The organism is Arthrobacter sp. JSM 101049 (genome assembly GCF_041679245.1).
Classification (GTDB): Bacteria; Actinomycetota; Actinomycetes; order Actinomycetales; family Micrococcaceae; genus Arthrobacter_H.
Window position 1 is genome coordinate 182,269 of record NZ_JBGFFC010000002.1, and the last position, 15,852, is coordinate 198,120.

A 15,852-nucleotide genomic window follows, 5' to 3' on the forward strand; every position below is an offset into this window, starting at 1 on the left:
AACCTTTGGGAATCAGGACCTGTGCGGGGTCCGTGGGGCCCGCGGAGGTCACCCTGGATACCGCAGGGGGAAAGACGACAGGGGCCTCGCCGAAGGGGTGGACGAACCGAGCGGAGGCCCGAAAAAGAGCGCGCCGCCCTCGGGGCGGGAGGGCCAAGCCGGCAGGTCCGGCGAGGCCTCAGGTGCGCTTGCCGTACCTTTGGTGCACGGCTTGGCGGCTGACCCCGAGGGCCTGGGCGATTGCTTCCCAGGAAAGTCCTTCGCCACGCGCGCGGCGGACCAGCACGGCTTCGGTGCGCCGAACCTCCTGGCCCAATGCGGCAACGGCTTGCAACCGGTCCACCGGGCCTCCGGCGTCCATGGATCCGACCAGGGTCTTCATGCGTTCCACCTCCATGACGTCAAGCTATCTTGACGATACCCAAAGTGTCAAGACAGCTTGACGAGCTGCGGGGCCACGACTGTCGGCGCCACGGCGGGCACAGCAGATGCGCAGCACCGTCGCGGACCCCGCGCCGGGCCGAACGCACCCACGCGGGGCCGGGATCGCCCGGGTCGGAATCGGGCCGCTCTAGCCCGCGATGGTCGTCAGCAGGAATGCCGCCGGTTCGTCGGCGACGACATTGTGCACGACGTCGGGGATCACGAAGAGCCCACCGTGCCCCACGACCTGTTCGCCCCCGTCCCACCGCACGGTGACGCTGCCCTGCAGGACCAGCAGCGTCGCGGACTCGGGCTTGGAGTGGTCCGCGAGTTCGGACCCCGCATCGAGCGCCATCAGGGTCTGGCGCAGCCGCCCGTCCTTGAGCACCGCGGTGGCGCTGCGGCGGTGCGCTGCTGTTTTCGCCTTCTCCAGGTGTTCGCCCACCAGGTCGTCCAGTTCGGCCTTGCTGACGTGCATGGTCACCACTTCCCTTCCCTTGTGCCGGCACCTGTGGAGGCACCGCCGTCGTACCTACTGTTGTTCATGTTCCTCGAACCCGTAGAAGTGCCGCTCGAAGACGCTGCGTGCCCGGCGCGTGACCCGCCGGTAGTCGTTGTCCAGCTCCGCGGCGCTGCCTGCAGGGTAGCCGCACCAGCGCGCCACGGCCTCCATGTCGCGCCACGAGCGCGGCAGCACATCGGAGGCGCGGCCGGTGCAGGCCACCGTGGCGCTACGGATCCGCGTGGCCAGGGACCACGCGCGATCGAGCAGCTCGACGTCACCGGGTGGCAGCAGTTCGAGCTGCGCCAACGCGGCCAGGGCCTGGCGCGTCGAGGTGGTCCGGAGTTCGGGGTGCTGGGCCGCGTGCTCGAGCTGGAGCAGCTGGACGAGCCATTCCACGTCGCTGAGCCCCCCGCGCCCCAGCTTCACATGCCGCCCCGGATCGGCACCGCGCGGCAGCCGCTCGGCCTCCACGCGCGCCTTGATCCTGCGGATCTCCCGGACCTCGTCGGCGTCGACCGGGCGGCCGTACCGGATCCCGTCGACCAGCGTCATGAACTCGGCGGCGAGGCTGTCCTCGCCGGCCATGGGGCGGGCCCGCAGCAGGGCCTGGCGTTCCCAGACCAGTGCCCAGCGCCCGTAGTACTCGCGGTAGGAGTCGAGGGACCGCGCCAGTGGGCCGTTCTTGCCCTCGGGCCGCAGGGCGGCATCGACGACGAGCTTGGGCTCGGCCAGCACGGCCGGCTTCAGCGGCTGGGTGAGCAGCTTGCCGACGTGGGTGAAGATCCGCAGGGCCTGCTGCTGCGCCTCGTTCTGGTCCACGCCCTCCAGCGGGCGGTGCACGTACAGCACATCCGCATCGGAGCCGTAGCCGATCTCCTGGCCGCCCTGGCGGCCCATGGCCACGACCAGCAGGTCGGTGAGGCGCTCGGTGGTCCCGAACTCGTGCTGCTCGGCCACGCGCAGCGCGGCCAGCACGGCGGCGCGGTCGATCTCCGAGAGCGCCCTGCCGATCTCGTCGATGTCCAGCAGCCCGGCGGAATCCGCGAGCGCGATCCGCAGCAGCTCGCGCCGCCGGTTCAGCCGGATCAGGCGCATCCCGGATTCGGGGTTCCGGTGCCGCTTGAGCTTCGCCGAGGTCTCCTGCCAGAGCTGCTCGAACGGCATCGGCCGCAACTCGCGGTCATCGCCCAGCCAGGCCGTCGATTCGGGCGAGACCTCCAGCAGGTCGGTGATGAACCGCGAGCCGGAGAGTATATGGCAGAGCCGTTCGGCGGCGGCGTTCGAGTCGCGCAGCATCCCCAGGTACCAATGCGACTCCCCCAGCGCCTCGCTCAGCCGGCGGAAGCCCAGCAACCCGGCGTCGGGATCCACGCCGTCGGCCAGCCACTCCAGCAGCACCGGCAGCAGCTGGCGCTGCAGCGAGGCACGACGGCGGACCCCTGAAGTCAGTGCCTCGATGTGCCGCATCGCCCCCTTCGGGTCCAGGTACCCCAGGGCGGCCAACCGGGCCTGGGCCGCGGCCGGGGAGAGTCGGACCTCGTCGGTGGACAGGTTCGACGCCGAGGCCAGCAGCGGGCGGTAGAAGATCGACTCGTGGAGGCGCCGGACCGAGCGCTTGGTGGCCTGCCACTGGTGGACAAGCTCCTCGGCGGGCTTGCTCCCGCTGCGGGCGCGGCCCCCGGAGGCGCGGAACAGCACGCGCAGGGCCTCTTCCTTCACCGGCATCAGGTGTGTCCGGCGCAGGTTGACCAGCTGGATCCGGTGCTCGAGCACGCGCAGGTAGCGGTAGGCCTGGTCGAATTCGGCGGCGTCCCCGCGGCCGATGTACCCTCCCTCGCTCAGGGCCGCGATGGCCGAGGTGGTGTCCCGCACCCGCAGCGTCTCGTCCACCCTGCCGTGCACCAGCTGCAGCAGCTGGACGGTGAACTCGACGTCGCGCAGGCCGCCGGGCCCAAGCTTGATCTGGCGGCCCAGCTCGTCGGGGGAAATGTTCGCCAGGACGCGTTTGCGCATCCCCTGGACCGATTCGACGAACCCGTCGCGCTCCGACGAACTCCAGATCATCGGGCCGACGGCGTCCTCGTAGGCCCCGCCCAGGATGGTGTCGCCTGCAATGCAGCGGGCCTTGAGCAGAGCCTGGAACTCCCAGCTTTTGGCCCAGCGTTCGTAGTAGGCCACGTGGGAGGACAACGTGCGCGACAGGGCCCCGTCCTTGCCTTCGGGCCGCAGGTTCGCATCGACTTCCCACAGGGCCGGCTCGGGGCCCGGGCTGTTGATGGCGCGCCCGATCCCCGCGGCCAGGGTCTCGGCGATGGCCGCAGCGCGGTCGTCGTCCAGGCCGTCCGCCTCGTGCACGTAGATGACGTCCACGTCGGAGATGTAGTTCAGTTCGCGGGCACCGCACTTGCCCATCCCGATGACGGCGAGCCGGACCGCGGCCACCTCCGCCGGATCGAACCTCTCGGCGGCCTCGGCCCGCGCGATCGCCAGCGCCCCGTCGATCGCGGCGCCGGCCAGGTCCGCCAGCTCGGCGGCCACGGCGGGCAGCACCAGCGACGGGTCCGCGGCGCAGACGTCGCGCACGGCAAGCCGCGCCAGGGCCGCCCGGTAGGCGATCCGCAGCCGTGCGTAGCCGTCCTTGCCCGTGTGGGTGGCGACCGGCGGGCTGGTGGGGGCGGTGCCGTCGGGGTTGGTTTCCGTGTCGGCGTCGGTGTCTGCGTTGGTTTCCGTGCCGGCGTCGGCGTCGGCACCGACGGCGCGCAACAGGTCCGCACGGAGCACTGCCGTGGGCACCGCCTCCCAGTCGGTCGGGTTGCCGGGGACGACGGCGGATTCCCCACCGCCCGCGGCGGGCTCCGCAGCTGCCGGGGGTGCCGGGACCACGACGTCGAGGTGTTCGGGGTGCCGGACCAGGAAGTCCCCGAGGGCCTCGGAGGCACCCAGCAGCCGCATCAGCGGAAGCCCGGCACCGCCGTCGTGCACGTTCTCCAGGACCTCCGGGGCGCGTTCGGCCAGCCGCAGCAACAACAGCAGTGCCTGGTCGGGGTCGGCGGCCGCTCGCAGCCCGGCCAGCAGTGCGGCCTCGTCGGCGCCGGCCAGGATCTCATCGCCCAGGAACCGCTTGGCCCGCTCGACGTCGTCGAACCCGGCGGAGATCAGGTGACGTGTCAGGCTCATGGCGTGGCCCTACAGGATGCCGAGGTAGCGGGAGGTCTCGAACGGGCTCACGTATTGGCGGTACTCGTTCCATTCGTCCTGCTTGTTGCGCAGGAACGAGTCGAAGACCTGCTCGCCCAGGATGCCGGCCACCAGCTCGGAGTCCTCCATGGAGCGGATCGCATCGTGCAGCGACCCGGGCAGCGGGGCATGGCCCATGGCGCGGCGTTCGGCGGCGCTGAGGCCCCACACGTCGTCGTCGGTGGCCGGCGGGAGCTCGTAGCCCTCCTGGATACCCTTGAGCCCGGCGCCCAGGATCACCGCGTAGGCCAGGTAGGGGTTGGCCGCGGAGTCGATCCCGCGGTATTCCACGCGGGCCGATTGGCCCTTGTTCGGCTTGTAGAGCGGCACGCGGACCAGCGCGGAGCGGTTGTTGTGCCCCCACGACAGGTGGCTGGGGGCCTCTCCCCCACCCCAGAGCCGCTTGTACGAGTTCACGAACTGGTTGGTCACCGCGGTGAACTCCGGGGCGTGGTGCAGCACCCCGGCGATGAACTGCCGCGCCGTCTGGGAAAGCTGGTACTCCTGGCCGGCCTCGAAGAACGCGTTGGTGTCGCCCTCGAAGAGCGAGAAGTGCGTGTGCATGCCCGAGCCGGGGTGGCGCGAGAACGGCTTGGGCATGAACGTGGCGTAGATGCCCTGCTGCAGCGCCACCTCCTTGATGACGGTGCGGAAGGTCATGATGTTGTCGGCCGTCTGCAGGGCATCGGCGTAGCGCAGGTCGATCTCGTTCTGCCCGGGGCCGGTCTCGTGGTGGCTGAACTCCACCGAGATGCCCACCGCCTCGAGCATGGTCACCGCACGACGGCGGAAATCCTGGCCCACGCCGCCGGTCACGTGGTCGAAGTAGCCGCCATGGTCCACGGGGGTGGGTTCGGCATGGGCGTCGAGCTTGTCGGAGGTCAGCAGGTAGAACTCGACCTCCGGGTGCGTGTAGCAGGTGAAGCCCATCTCGGCGGCGGCCGCGAGCTGGCGCTTGAGCACCTGCCGGGGGTCGGCCGGCGACGGTTCGCCGTCCGGGGTGAGGATGTCGCAGAACATCCGCGAGGTCGGCTCGATCTCCCCGCGCCACGGCAGGATCTGGAACGTCGAGGGGTCCGGCTGGGCGAGCATGTCGGATTCGTAGATCCGCGACAGGCCCTCGATGGACGAGCCGTCGAAGCCCAGGCCCTCCTCGAACGCGCCCTCGACCTCGGCCGGGGCCAGTGCCACCGACTTCAGCGAGCCGACGACGTCGGTGAACCACATGCGCACGAAACGCACGTCGCGCTCCTCGATGGTCCTGAGCACGAATTCCTGCTGGCGGTCCATGGGCGCTCCTCGTCTGATCCGGCGATTGCTGCGGTGGTTCCGGGCCGTCCCACCGACGCCAACTCTACTCGGAAACCGTAGTCAACCGCGGTCCGCGGCCCGCCGTTGCCGTATCCTGAGGGACATGTCGCACGAACAGCCGGCCCCCTACGCCTCCGGCCAGACCCCGCCCACTCCCCGCCCCGCAGGACGGGTGCGCATCGGCCACCTGGCCCAGGCCAAGGCCGAGGGCCGGCGCTTCGCCATGCTGACAGCGTACGACCAGTACAGCGCCTCGATCTTCGAGGAGGCCGGCATCGAGGTGCTGCTGGTCGGCGACTCCGCGGCGAACAACGTCATGGGGCACGCGACGACCTTGCCGATCACCCTGGACGAGATGGGCGTGTTCGCCCGTTCCGTCACGGCCGGGGCGAAGCGCAGCCTCGTCGTTTGCGACCTGCCCTTCGGGACCTTCGAGGCCTCGCCGCAGCTGGCCGTGGAATCCTCCGTGCGGCTGATGAAGGAGACCGGCATCCACGCCGTGAAGATGGAGGGCACCGCACGCCGCGCCGCCCACGTCCAGGCCGTGGTCGAGGCCGGGATCCCGGTGATGGCCCACATCGGGTTCACCCCGCAGGCCGAGCACGCCCTGGGCGGCTACAAGGTCCAGGGCCGGGGCGAGGCCGCCCAGCGGCTCATCGACGACGCCCGGGCACTGGAGGCCGCGGGCGCGTTCTGCGTGCTGCTGGAAATGGTGCCGGCCGAGGTCGCGGCGGCCGTCGACGCCGCCGTCTCGGTGCCCACGATCGGCATCGGTGCCGGATCGGCCACCACCGGCCAGGTGCTGGTGTGGCAGGACATGATGGGGCTGAACCCGGGCAAGCTGCCGCGGTTTGTGAAGAAATATGCCGACTTGCGCCAGGTCATGGGCGATGCGGCCGCGGCCTACCACCGCGACGTCCTCGACGGGAGCTTCCCCGCCGACGAACACGGGTTCTAGGCGCTTCGGGTAGGCGGCCTTCCAGCCGCCTGTCCCCCGCGGGCGCGGGGACGCTCAGGCGTCGTCGTCCTCCCATGCCTCGTTGTTCCGCTCCACCTGCGCCAGCGCGCCCTGGGCCTCCTCGCGGGTCGCGTAGGGTCCCAGCAGCTGCGACCAGTCCGACTGCGGACCGGACTCGACCTGCTTGGTGTTGACGTTGAACCAGAAATCGCCGCCGATGGTTTCGCTGCCGTCGCCCATGGTGCTCCTCGCCTCGTGCTGCCGGAGCCCGGGAGTGGACCCCGCGTGCCCACCATACTCCGGGGCGCCGAGTTGGCGATAGGATCGTGAACATGCCACGTACGACCACAGCCCCCCTTGGAAACCTCGTCCCCGGAACCCCCACGCCCAAGCGGCAGGTTCCTGCCTCGATCGAACGCCCGGAGTACGTGGGCAAGTCCGCGCCGGCGAAATTCGAGGGCTCCGAGGTGAAATCCGCCGAGACCGTCGAGCGCATCCGCCACGCCTCCCGGATCGCCGCCGAGGCCCTGGCGCTGGTCGGGAAGGCGGTGGTCCCGGGCGTGACCACCGACGAGCTGGACCGCATCGGCCACGAGTACCTCGTGGACCACGGCGCCTACCCCTCCACCTTGGGCTACCGCGGCTTCACCAAGTCGCTGTGCACCTCGATCAACGAGGTCATCTGCCACGGCATCCCCGACACGACGGTCGTGCAGGACGGGGACATCGTCAACATCGACATCACCGCCTACATCGGCCACGTGCACGGCGACACGAACGCCACGTTCCTGGCCGGGGACGTGGACGAGGATTCGCGACTGCTGGTCGAACGCACCGAGGAGTCGCTGCGCCGGGCCATCAAGGCGGTCATGCCCGGCCGGGAGATCAACGTCATCGGCCGCACGATCGCCTCCTACGCCAAGCGCTTCGGCTATGGCGTCGTCCGCGACTTCACCGGGCACGGGGTCGGCGAGGCGTTCCACACCGGCCTGATCATCCCCCACTACGATGCCGCCCCGGCCTACTCACGGGTCATCGAGCCCGGAATGGTCTTCACCATCGAGCCGATGCTCACCCTCGGCGGGATCGACTGGGACATGTGGGACGACGGCTGGACGGCAGTGACCCGCGACCGCAGCCGCACCGCCCAGTTCGAGCACACGCTGCTGGTCACCGACTCCGGCGCGGAGATCCTGACCGTCGCCTGACCCCTGGCCCTTGCCGGACCACTCCATGCCCCCCCGCGGATCCGATCCGCAGCACCGCGACCCCGACCCCGAGGAGCCCCCATGTCGAAGGACGAGAAGAGCCAGAAGAAGATCTCCACCGCCATCGGCCTGGACATCGGCGGGACCGGCATCAAGGGCGGGATCGTGGACCTGAAGAAGGGCAAGCTGGTCGGCGACCGCTTCCGGATCGACACGCCCCGGCCCTCGACCCCGCAGGCCGTGGCCGAGGTCGTCCGCCAGATCGTCGCGGAGCTGTCGCTGCGCGAGGAGGCCCCGGCCCCGGACGCCCCGGTGGGCATCACCTTCCCGGCGATCATCCACGAGGGCGTCGCGCTCTCGGCCGCGAACGTGGACAAGAGCTGGATCGACACCGACGTCGACACCCTCTTCACCGACGCCCTGGGCCGCCCGGTGCAGGTCATGAACGACGCCGATGCCGCCGGGCTCGCGGAAGTCAGGTATGGCGCCGGCGAAGGAGTGAAGGGGTCCGTGCTGGTCATCACCCTGGGGACCGGCATCGGCTCGGCGCTGATCCACGACGGCATCCTGGTGCCCAATTGCGAGCTCGGGCACCTGGAAATCGACGGCTACGACGCCGAATCCCGGGCCTCGGCCGCCGCCCGGGAACGCGATGGCCTCTCCTGGGAGGACTACGCGGTGCGCCTGCAGCGCTACTTCTCCCACGTGGAATTCCTCTTCTCGCCCCGGCTCTTCGTCGTCGGGGGCGGGATCTCCAAGCGCTCCCAGGACTTCCTGCCGCAGCTGTCGCTGCGCACGCCAATCAAGCCGGCCGCGCTGAAGAACAACGCGGGCATCGTTGGCGGCGCCCTGCAGGCAGCCATCCACTTCGGCCTGCGCAAGTAGCCCACCCGGCTTCCGGGCTCGGCAGGTTCCGGAGCTGGATGGCCGTGCCTAGTCCGCGGTGAGCGGGCGTTGGGGTCCGGCGGGTCCGGTCGTGGCCTCGTTGCGCAGCTTGGCGATCGCGCTCTCGAAGTCCTCCAGCGAGTCGAAGCCCTGGTAGACGCTCGCGAACCGCAGGTAGGCCACCTGGTCGAGATTCTGCAGCGGCCGCAGGATCGCCAGTCCGACGTCGTTCGCGTTGATTTCCGCGGCACCGGAGGCACGGACGGTTTCCTCAACTTCCTGGGCCAGCAAGGCCAAGTCGTCATCGGTCACGGGCCGGCCCTGGCAGGCCTTCCCGACCCCTGAGATGACCTTGGCCCGGTCGAAGGGCTCGGCGACGCCGGAGCGCTTGACCACGTTCAGGCTGGTGGTCTCCAGCGTGGTGAACCGCCGCTCGCAGCTGCTGCACAGCCGGCGCCGCCGGATCGACGAGCCGTCCTCCGTTAGCCGGCTGTCGACGACACGGGATTCGGAGTTCCGGCAAAATGGGCAACGCATGGGCTCCATCCTTTCCGTGGTCGTGGGCCGGGACGGTCGCTCCGTCGCCGTCAAGGCCAGTGTGTGGCCATCCTCATCATGTCACGTCGGCCACGTGCTCGTTCCCGGTGCTACCCCTCCTCGAGCCGGCACTTCACCGCTTCCCCGTGTGCCGGCAGGTCCTCGGCGTCGGCCAGGGCCACCACGTGGTCCCCGACGTCGCGCAGCGCGGCCTCCGGGTAGTCGATGACCTGGATGGCCTTGAGGAACGTCAGGACGTTCAGCCCCGAGGCGAAGGCCGCGGAGCCGCTGGTCGGCAACACGTGGTTGGAGCCGGCGCTGTAGTCACCCAGGCTCACCGGGCTGTGTTCGCCGACGAAGACGGCTCCGGCAGCCGTGACGCGCGCGGCGACGGCCGCGGCATCCTCGGTGAGGATCTCCAGGTGCTCGGCCGCGTAGGCGTTGCACACCTGCAAGCCCGCCTCCAGGTCGTCGACCAGGATGACGGCGGACTGCCTGCCGGACAGGGCGGCCAGCACGCGCTCCCCGTGCTTGGTGGTCCCGACCCGCAGCTCCAGTTCCTCGCGGACCGCCTCGGCCAGCTCGGCCGAATCGGTGACGAGCACCGCTGCGGCGTTCGGATCGTGCTCGGCCTGGCTGATCATGTCCGCGGCCACGTAGTGCGGCGTGGCGTTGGCGTCGGCCAGGATGGCGATCTCCGTGGGCCCGGCTTCGGCATCGATGCCCACGGCGCCCTTGACCAGCCGTTTGGCGGTGGCGACGAAGACGTTCCCGGGGCCGGTGATCACATCGACCGGTTCGATCCCCTCGGCGGAGTCTGGGTTCGTCCCCTCGTCGCTGCTGCCGGCGGACGGCAGGGTGGCGGCGTCGACCCCGTAGGCGAACGCGGCGATCGCCTGGGCCCCGCCGATGGCGTGCACCTCGGTGATGCCCAGCAGTTCGGCCGCCGCGAGGATCGTGGGGTGGGGCAGGCCCCCGAACTCCTTCTGTGGCGGGGAGGCCAGGGCAATGGACTGCACGCCGGCGGCCTGGGCGGGCACGACGTTCATGATGACCGAGCTCGGATAGACGGCCAGGCCGCCCGGGACGTAGAGGCCGACGCGGCGGACCGGTTCCCAGCGCTGGGTCACCACCGCTCCGGCCCCGAAGTCGACGGAGGCCGGGGTCGGGACCTGGGCCGCGGCGAACAACCGGGCCCGGCGGATGGATTCCTCCAGCGCGCGGCGCACCGTGGGGTCCAGTTCCTCCAGCGCCCGGCGCCGGTCCTCGGCCGGAACCAGTGTGCCGCGCTGCCGCACCCCGTCGAAGCGCAGCGCCAGCTCGGCCAGGGCCGTGAACCCGCGGGAGCGCACGTCGTCGATGATCTGCTCGACGGCATCGGAGGCGGAGGCGATGTCGTTCTCCGGCCGGGGCAGCGCGGCCTTCAGCGCCGCATGGCCCAGGGCGGTGTTCCGCAGGTCGAGGGTGCGCAGGGCGCTGAAGGATTCCGGGGCGTGGGCTGAGTTCGTCACCGTCCAAGTTTACGCCGCGGCCCACCGGGGCGCCGACTGTTGCGGCGCCCCGTGGACCTCAGATGTCCAGGCAGGCCGGTCCCAGCAGGACCTTGAGGTCGCCGAAGAGTGCCGGGTTGGGGTTGACCCGGAACTCGATGCCCAGGCGCATGAGCTCGACGCTGCGGGTCCCGGAGAGCTTCACGCGCACCTCGGTGTTGCCCGAGTGGGTCTGCAGGACCTCGCCGAGCTGCGCCACGACGTTCTCGGTGGCCTTGTGGGCAGGCATGGAGATGACCACCGGACCGGCCAGGCCGTCCTCGCTGATTTCCGGGATCGTCAGTTCCTGGGCGTTCAGCGACACGGCACCGTCGTCACGGCGCTGCAACCGGCCCTTGACCACCACGATCAGGTCCTCGGCCAGCACGCTGGCAATCGGCCCATAGGCCTGGCCGAAGAACATGACCTCCATGGAACCGCCCAGGTCCTCCACCTCGCAGCGGGCGTAAGGATTGCCGCTGTTCTTCGCGATGCGACGCTGCAGGGAGGTGATCATCCCGGAGATCGTCACGATCTGCCCGTCGCGCGGACCGTCCTCGGAGAGCACCTGGGTGATGGAGAGGTCGGCGTGCTGCTCCAGCAGGCTGCCCAGCCCCTGCAGCGGATGGTCCGAGACGTAGAGGCCGAGCATGTCGCGTTCGAAGGAGAGTTTGTCCTTCTTTTCCCATTCGGGCAGGTCGGGGACCTCGATCGCCAGCCCGGCGCCGGCGGCGGGGTCGTCGAGCGCGCTGAACAGGTCGAACTGGTTCGCCGCCTCGTTGCGCTTGAGCACGATCACCGAGTCGACGGCTTCCTCGTGGATCATGGCCAGCGCCCGGCGGGGGTGGCCCATGGAGTCGAAGGCACCGGCCTTGACCAGCGATTCGATGGTGCGCTTGTTGCAGACCACGGCGGGGACCTTCTGCAGGAAGTCGCTGAAGGTCTCGAAGTTGCCCTTCTCCCCGCGGGACTCGACCATCGCGTTGACGACGTTGGATCCGACATTGCGGATGGCGCCCATGCCGAAGCGGATGTCGTCGCCGACCGGGGTGAAGTTCAGCTGGGACTCGTTCACGTCCGGCGGCAGCACGGTGATGCCCATGTGCCGGCATTCGTTGAGGTAGAGGGCCGATTTGTCCTTGTCATCGCCCACGCTGGTGAGCAGGGCGGCCATGTACTCGGCCGGGTAGTGGGCCTTGAGGTAGGCGGTCCAGTAGGAGACCAGGCCGTAGGCCGCGGAGTGGGCCTTGTTGAACGCGTAGTCGGAGAAGGGCAGCAGGATGTCCCACAGGGACTTGACCGCGGCCTCGGAGAACCCGTTGTCGAGCATGCCCTGGTGGAAGCCGGCGTACTGCTTGTCCAGCTCGGCCTTCTTCTTCTTGCCCATCGCCCGGCGCAGGATGTCTGCCTGGCCGAGCGAGTACCCGGCGACCTTCTGCGCGATGGCCATGACCTGCTCCTGGTACACGATCAACCCGTAGGTGGTGTTCAGGATCTCGGCCAGCGGCTCCTCGAGCTCGGGGTGGATCGGGGTGATCTCCTGCAGCCCGTTCTTGTGCAGCGCGTAGTTGTTGTGCGAGTTCGCGCCCATCGGGCCCGGCCGGTACAGGGCGATGACGGCGGAGATGTCCTCGAAGTTGTCCGGCCGCATCAGGCGCAGCAGCGAGCGCATGGGTCCGCCGTCGAGCTGGAAGACCCCGAGGGTGTCGCCGCGGGCCAGCAGCTCGTAGGAGGCCCGGTCGTCGACCTCGAGGTGCTCGAGGTCCAGGTCCACGCCGCGGTTGATCTTGATGTTCTCGATGGCGTCGGAAATGATCGTCAGGTTCCGCAGGCCCAGGAAGTCCATCTTGATCAGCCCCAGGCCCTCGCAGGTCGGGTAGTCGAACTGGGTGATGACCTGCCCGTCCTGGAACCGGCGCATGATGGGCACGACGTCGATGATCGGGTCCGAGGACATGATCACCCCTGCCGCGTGGACGCCCCACTGGCGCTTGAGCCCCTCGATGCCCTTCGCGGTCTCGAAGACCTTCGCGGCCTCCGGGTCGTTGGAGATCAGCTGGCGGAAATCGGCGGCTTCGGCGTAGCGCTTGGCCTTGCTGTCCTCGATGTCCGCCAGCGGGATGTCCTTGGCCATGACGGCCGGCGGAAGGGCCTTGGTCAGCGTCTCGCCCATGCTGAAGGGGTGGCCCATCACGCGGGCGGAGTCCTTCAGCGCCTGCTTGGTCTTGATCGACCCGTAGGTCACGATCATCGACACGCGTTCGTCGCCGTACTTCTCGGTCACGTATTTGATGACCTCCGCGCGGCGCCGGTCATCGAAGTCGACGTCGAAGTCGGGCATGGAGACGCGTTCGGGGTTCAGGAAGCGCTCGAAGATCAGCCCGTGCTGCAGCGGATCCAGGTCGGTGATGCGCATGGCGTAGGCGACCATGGACCCGGCGCCGGAACCACGGCCGGGTCCGACGCGGATGCCGTTGTCCTTGGACCAGTTGATGAAGTCGGCCACGACCAGGAAGTAGCCGGGGAAGCCCATCTTCGTGATGATGTCCAGCTCGTAGTCCGCCTGCTTGCGCGAGGCGTCCGGGACCCCGTTGGGGTACCGGTATGCCAGCCCGGCGTCGACCTCCTTGACCAGCCAGCTGGTCTCGTCCTCCCCCGGCGGGCACGGGAACTTCGGCATGTAGTTCGCATCCGTGTTGAAGGAGACCTCGCAGCGTTCGGCGATGTCCAGGGTGTTGTCGCAGGCCTCGGGGAACTCGGCGAACAGGGTGCGCATCTCCTGCGGGGACTTCAGGTAGAACCCGGTGCCCGAGAACGCGAAGCGCGATCCGCCCTGGTCGTAGCTGGGCTCGAGCAGCGTGGACCCGGACTGGATGGCCAGCAGCGCCTCGTGCGCCTTGGCGTCGTGTTCGTGGGTGTAGTGCAGGTCGTTGGTGGCCACCAGCGGGATGTCCAGCTCCTTGGCCAGGCGCAGCAGGTCCTTGGTGGCCCGGCGTTCGATTTCCAGGCCGTGGTCCATCAGCTCGCAGTAGTAGTTCTCGGCGCCGAAGATGTCGCGGTACTCGCTGGCGGCCTGCTTGGCCTCCTCGTACTGGCCCAGCCGCAGCCGGGTCTGGATCTCGCCCGAGGGGCAGCCGGTGGTGGCGATGAGCCCGCCGCTGTACTGCTGAAGCAGTTCGCGGTCCAGTCGCGGCCACTTGCCGAACACCGAGTCCAGCGAGCCGATCGAGGAGGCGCGGAAGAGGTTGCGCATGCCCTCGTTGTTGCGGCTGAGCAGCGTCATGTGCGTGTAGGCGCCGCCGCCGGAGATGTCGTCGCGCTTCTGGTGCTGTTCGCCCCAGCGCACGCGGGTCTTGTCGGTCCGCGCGGTCCCGGGGGTGACGTAGGCCTCGACCCCGATGATGGGTTTGATGCCGGCGTTGGTGGCCTTGTTCCAGAAGTCGAAGGCCCCGAACAGGTAGCCGTGGTCGGTGGTGGCCAGGGCGGGCATGCCCAGGCGTTCGGTCTCCTCGAACAGGTCGGTCAGGCGCGCCGCGCCGTCGAGCATCGAGTATTCGGTGTGCGTATGGAGGTGGACGAATCCGTCACGTTTTGAGCTGGCCACCGATCCAGTCTAGGCCTCTGGAGGCGGTGTCCGAGGACCCCGCGCGGGGTGGGTGATGATCCCCACGCGGCTCGTCCGCCGACCGCCGGTGGTGCACGACGCCGGGACCCGGGTCAGTAGCGCAGGTCCCCGTCGCGCATGATCTCCAGGGCGTGGGCCAGGTCCCGCGGGTAGTCGCTTTCGACCTGCACCCACTCCCCCGAGACCGGGTGCGGGAAGCCGAGCCGGTGGGCATGCAGCCACTGCCGGGTCAGCCCCAGGGCGGCGGCGAGGCGGGGGTCCGCGCCGTAGGTCTGGTCGCCGGCACAGGGGTGGCGCAGCGCCGAGAAGTGGACGCGGATCTGGTGGGTGCGTCCGGTCTCGAGTTCGACCTCCACCAGGCTGGCCCGGCCGAAGGCCTCCAGCACCTTGTAGTGCGTCACCGAGTCCCGGCCGTCCTCCAGCACCGCGAACTTCCAGTCGTGCCCGGGGTGGCGGCCGATCGGCGCGTTGATCGTGCCCTCCAGCGGATCGGGCAGCCCCTGGACGAGGGCGTGGTAGGTCTTGGCCGGGGTGCGTTCCTTGAAGGCGCGCTTCAGGGCGGTGTAGGCCCGTTCGGTCTTGGCCACGACCATGGCCCCGGAAGTCCCGACGTCGAGCCGGTGCACGATCCCCTGGCGTTCGGGGGCCCCGGAGGTGGAGATGCGGTAGCCCGCGGCGAGCAGGGCGCCCACGACGGTCGGCCCGACCCAGCCCGGGGAGGGGTGTGCCGCGACGCCGACCGGCTTGTCGATCACCACGTAGTCGTCGTCCTCGGCCAGGATCGCCATGGCTTCCACGTATTCGGCCCTCACTTCCAGCGGATCGGTTTCCTCGGGCGGATCGATGGTGATGGTGTCGCCGGCCACGACCTTGCGTGATTTGGAGACGGGCCTGCCGTTGAGCAGCACGTGTCCGCCGCTGCACCACGCGGCGGCGGCGGTTCGGGCCACGTCCAGCGCGGCGGCCACGACGGCGTCGATCCTGCCGCCGGCGTCCCCGGCGGCGACGGTGATGGAATGCCCGGTCACGGCGTCCCGGCTTCCCTGCCCTTGCGCTCGGACTTGTCCTCGACGGGCAGTCCGTCGACGCCGATGCCCCGGAAGAGCAGCAGGCAGATGCCGATCATCGAGCACACGACGAAGGAGTCGGCCACGTTGAAGATGGCGAAGTTCCGCACGCCGATGAAGTCCACGACGTGGCCCATGCCGAAGGACGGTTCCCGGAACAGCCGGTCGATGAGGTTCCCGCAGGCCCCGGCCAGCAGTCCCCCCAGGGCCACCGCCCACAGCCGCGAGCGCAGCTTGCGCAACAGCGTCAGCACATACACCACGACCACGGCCATGACGATCGTGAAGATCCAGGTCACGGACGTGCCCATGGAAAAGGCAGCGCCCGGGTTGAGGATGTAGTGCCAGCTGAGCACGGACCCGATGACGTCGATCTGCTCGCCGAGCTGCATGTTGGCCTGCACCAGCGCCTTGGTCGCCTGGTCCAGGCCGATGCCGAACACGGCAATCAGCAGCGTGATGGCGATCAGTGCGCCGCGGCCACCGCTGCGGGGCCCGGCCGCCTCGTCGGCGTCGTCGGGTCGTGCTCCTGGATCCTGGTCCATCGTGTCCTTAACATGCCGTCGG

Annotated in this window: 13 protein-coding genes; 3 read left to right on the forward strand and 10 right to left on the reverse strand. The window is 69.5% G+C overall.

All coding sequences use genetic code 11. From position 1 onward, the window contains the following. Nucleotides 1-178 precede the first annotated feature (178 nt). The 4 genes from AB8M85_RS05980 to glnA all read right to left on the reverse strand — a co-directional run bounded on the left by AB8M85_RS05980 (nt 179) and on the right by glnA (nt 5,455). Nucleotides 179-397 (reverse strand): AsnC family protein, encoded by a 219-nt coding sequence (locus tag AB8M85_RS05980; RefSeq protein ID WP_372697870.1) that lies wholly within the window; start codon nt 395-397, stop codon nt 179-181. A 174-nt stretch (nt 398-571) separates the two neighbouring features. Next, complete coding sequence (locus tag AB8M85_RS05985) at nt 572-901, reverse strand: cupin (RefSeq protein WP_372697871.1); 330 nt, start codon at nt 899-901, stop codon at nt 572-574. A 54-nt stretch (nt 902-955) separates the two neighbouring features. Next, nucleotides 956-4,105 carry a bifunctional [glutamine synthetase] adenylyltransferase/[glutamine synthetase]-adenylyl-L-tyrosine phosphorylase gene (locus AB8M85_RS05990; RefSeq protein WP_372697872.1) on the reverse strand — a complete coding sequence of 1,050 codons (3,150 nt, stop codon included), beginning with the start codon at nt 4,103-4,105 and terminating at the stop codon, nt 956-958. A gap of 9 nt (nt 4,106-4,114) precedes the next feature. Next, nucleotides 4,115-5,455, reverse strand: a complete 1,341-nt coding sequence (glnA, locus tag AB8M85_RS05995) for a type I glutamate--ammonia ligase (RefSeq protein ID WP_372697873.1) — start codon at nt 5,453-5,455, stop codon at nt 4,115-4,117. 124 nt (nt 5,456-5,579) lie between these two features. Between glnA and panB the strand changes: the two genes are divergently transcribed. After that, a complete protein-coding gene (gene panB, locus AB8M85_RS06000; RefSeq protein ID WP_372697874.1) occupies nt 5,580-6,434 on the forward strand; it encodes a 3-methyl-2-oxobutanoate hydroxymethyltransferase in 855 nt (284 codons plus the stop codon). A gap of 54 nt (nt 6,435-6,488) precedes the next feature. On the opposite strand, the gene AB8M85_RS06005 is transcribed toward panB, so the two are convergent. Then, entirely contained in the window at nt 6,489-6,674 is a 186-nt protein-coding gene (locus AB8M85_RS06005) for an SPOR domain-containing protein (RefSeq protein ID WP_372697875.1), read from the reverse strand. Nucleotides 6,675-6,766: 92 nt separating this feature from the next. Here AB8M85_RS06005 and map point away from each other — a divergent pair, with 92 nt between their 5' ends. Both map and ppgK read left to right on the forward strand, forming a co-directional pair. After that, entirely contained in the window at nt 6,767-7,642 is an 876-nt protein-coding gene (gene map, locus AB8M85_RS06010; RefSeq protein ID WP_372697876.1) for a type I methionyl aminopeptidase, read from the forward strand. Nucleotides 7,643-7,723: 81 nt separating this feature from the next. Continuing rightward, nucleotides 7,724-8,527 (forward strand): polyphosphate--glucose phosphotransferase, encoded by an 804-nt coding sequence (gene ppgK, locus AB8M85_RS06015; protein ID WP_372697877.1) that lies wholly within the window; start codon nt 7,724-7,726, stop codon nt 8,525-8,527. Between the two features lie 48 nt (nt 8,528-8,575). Here the strand turns inward: ppgK and nrdR are convergent, their stop codons facing one another. The 5 genes from nrdR to lspA form a co-directional block, all read right to left on the reverse strand. After that, nucleotides 8,576-9,064 (reverse strand): transcriptional regulator NrdR, encoded by a 489-nt coding sequence (nrdR, locus tag AB8M85_RS06020; RefSeq protein ID WP_372697878.1) that lies wholly within the window; start codon nt 9,062-9,064, stop codon nt 8,576-8,578. Nucleotides 9,065-9,174: 110 nt separating this feature from the next. Continuing rightward, the gene (gene hisD / locus AB8M85_RS06025) at nt 9,175-10,575 is read right to left on the reverse strand and encodes a histidinol dehydrogenase (RefSeq protein WP_372697879.1); all 1,401 of its coding nucleotides are present in this window, start codon (nt 10,573-10,575) and stop codon (nt 9,175-9,177) included. Between the two features lie 58 nt (nt 10,576-10,633). Then, on the reverse strand, nt 10,634-14,197 hold the full coding sequence (gene dnaE / locus AB8M85_RS06030) for a DNA polymerase III subunit alpha (RefSeq protein ID WP_372697880.1): 3,564 nt from the start codon (nt 14,195-14,197) through the stop codon (nt 10,634-10,636). A gap of 113 nt (nt 14,198-14,310) precedes the next feature. Next, the gene (locus AB8M85_RS06035) at nt 14,311-15,246 is read right to left on the reverse strand and encodes an RluA family pseudouridine synthase (RefSeq protein ID WP_372697881.1); all 936 of its coding nucleotides are present in this window, start codon (nt 15,244-15,246) and stop codon (nt 14,311-14,313) included. Continuing rightward, nucleotides 15,243-15,830 carry a signal peptidase II gene (gene lspA / locus AB8M85_RS06040; RefSeq protein WP_372697882.1) on the reverse strand — a complete coding sequence of 196 codons (588 nt, stop codon included), beginning with the start codon at nt 15,828-15,830 and terminating at the stop codon, nt 15,243-15,245. Before lspA ends, AB8M85_RS06035 begins: the two co-directional genes overlap by 4 nt. Between the last annotated feature and the right edge of the window lie 22 nt (nt 15,831-15,852).

Bases quoted from the DNA above. Each gene is read 5' to 3' on its own strand.
- panB (WP_372697874.1), top strand. From the start codon at position 5,580: ATGTCGCACGAACAGCCGGCCCCCTACGCCTCCGGCCAGACCCCGCCC.
- AB8M85_RS05985 (WP_372697871.1), bottom strand. From the start codon at position 901: ATGCACGTCAGCAAGGCCGAACTGGACGACCTGGTGGGCGAACACCTG.
- nrdR (WP_372697878.1), bottom strand. From the start codon at position 9,064: ATGCGTTGCCCATTTTGCCGGAACTCCGAATCCCGTGTCGTCGACAGC.
- glnA (WP_372697873.1), bottom strand. From the start codon at position 5,455: ATGGACCGCCAGCAGGAATTCGTGCTCAGGACCATCGAGGAGCGCGAC.
- AB8M85_RS05990 (WP_372697872.1), bottom strand. From the start codon at position 4,105: ATGAGCCTGACACGTCACCTGATCTCCGCCGGGTTCGACGACGTCGAG.
- AB8M85_RS05980 (WP_372697870.1), bottom strand. From the start codon at position 397: ATGGAGGTGGAACGCATGAAGACCCTGGTCGGATCCATGGACGCCGGA.
- ppgK (WP_372697877.1), top strand. From the start codon at position 7,724: ATGTCGAAGGACGAGAAGAGCCAGAAGAAGATCTCCACCGCCATCGGC.
- lspA (WP_372697882.1), bottom strand. From the start codon at position 15,830: ATGGACCAGGATCCAGGAGCACGACCCGACGACGCCGACGAGGCGGCC.
- AB8M85_RS06005 (WP_372697875.1), bottom strand. From the start codon at position 6,674: ATGGGCGACGGCAGCGAAACCATCGGCGGCGATTTCTGGTTCAACGTC.
- map (WP_372697876.1), top strand. From the start codon at position 6,767: ATGCCACGTACGACCACAGCCCCCCTTGGAAACCTCGTCCCCGGAACC.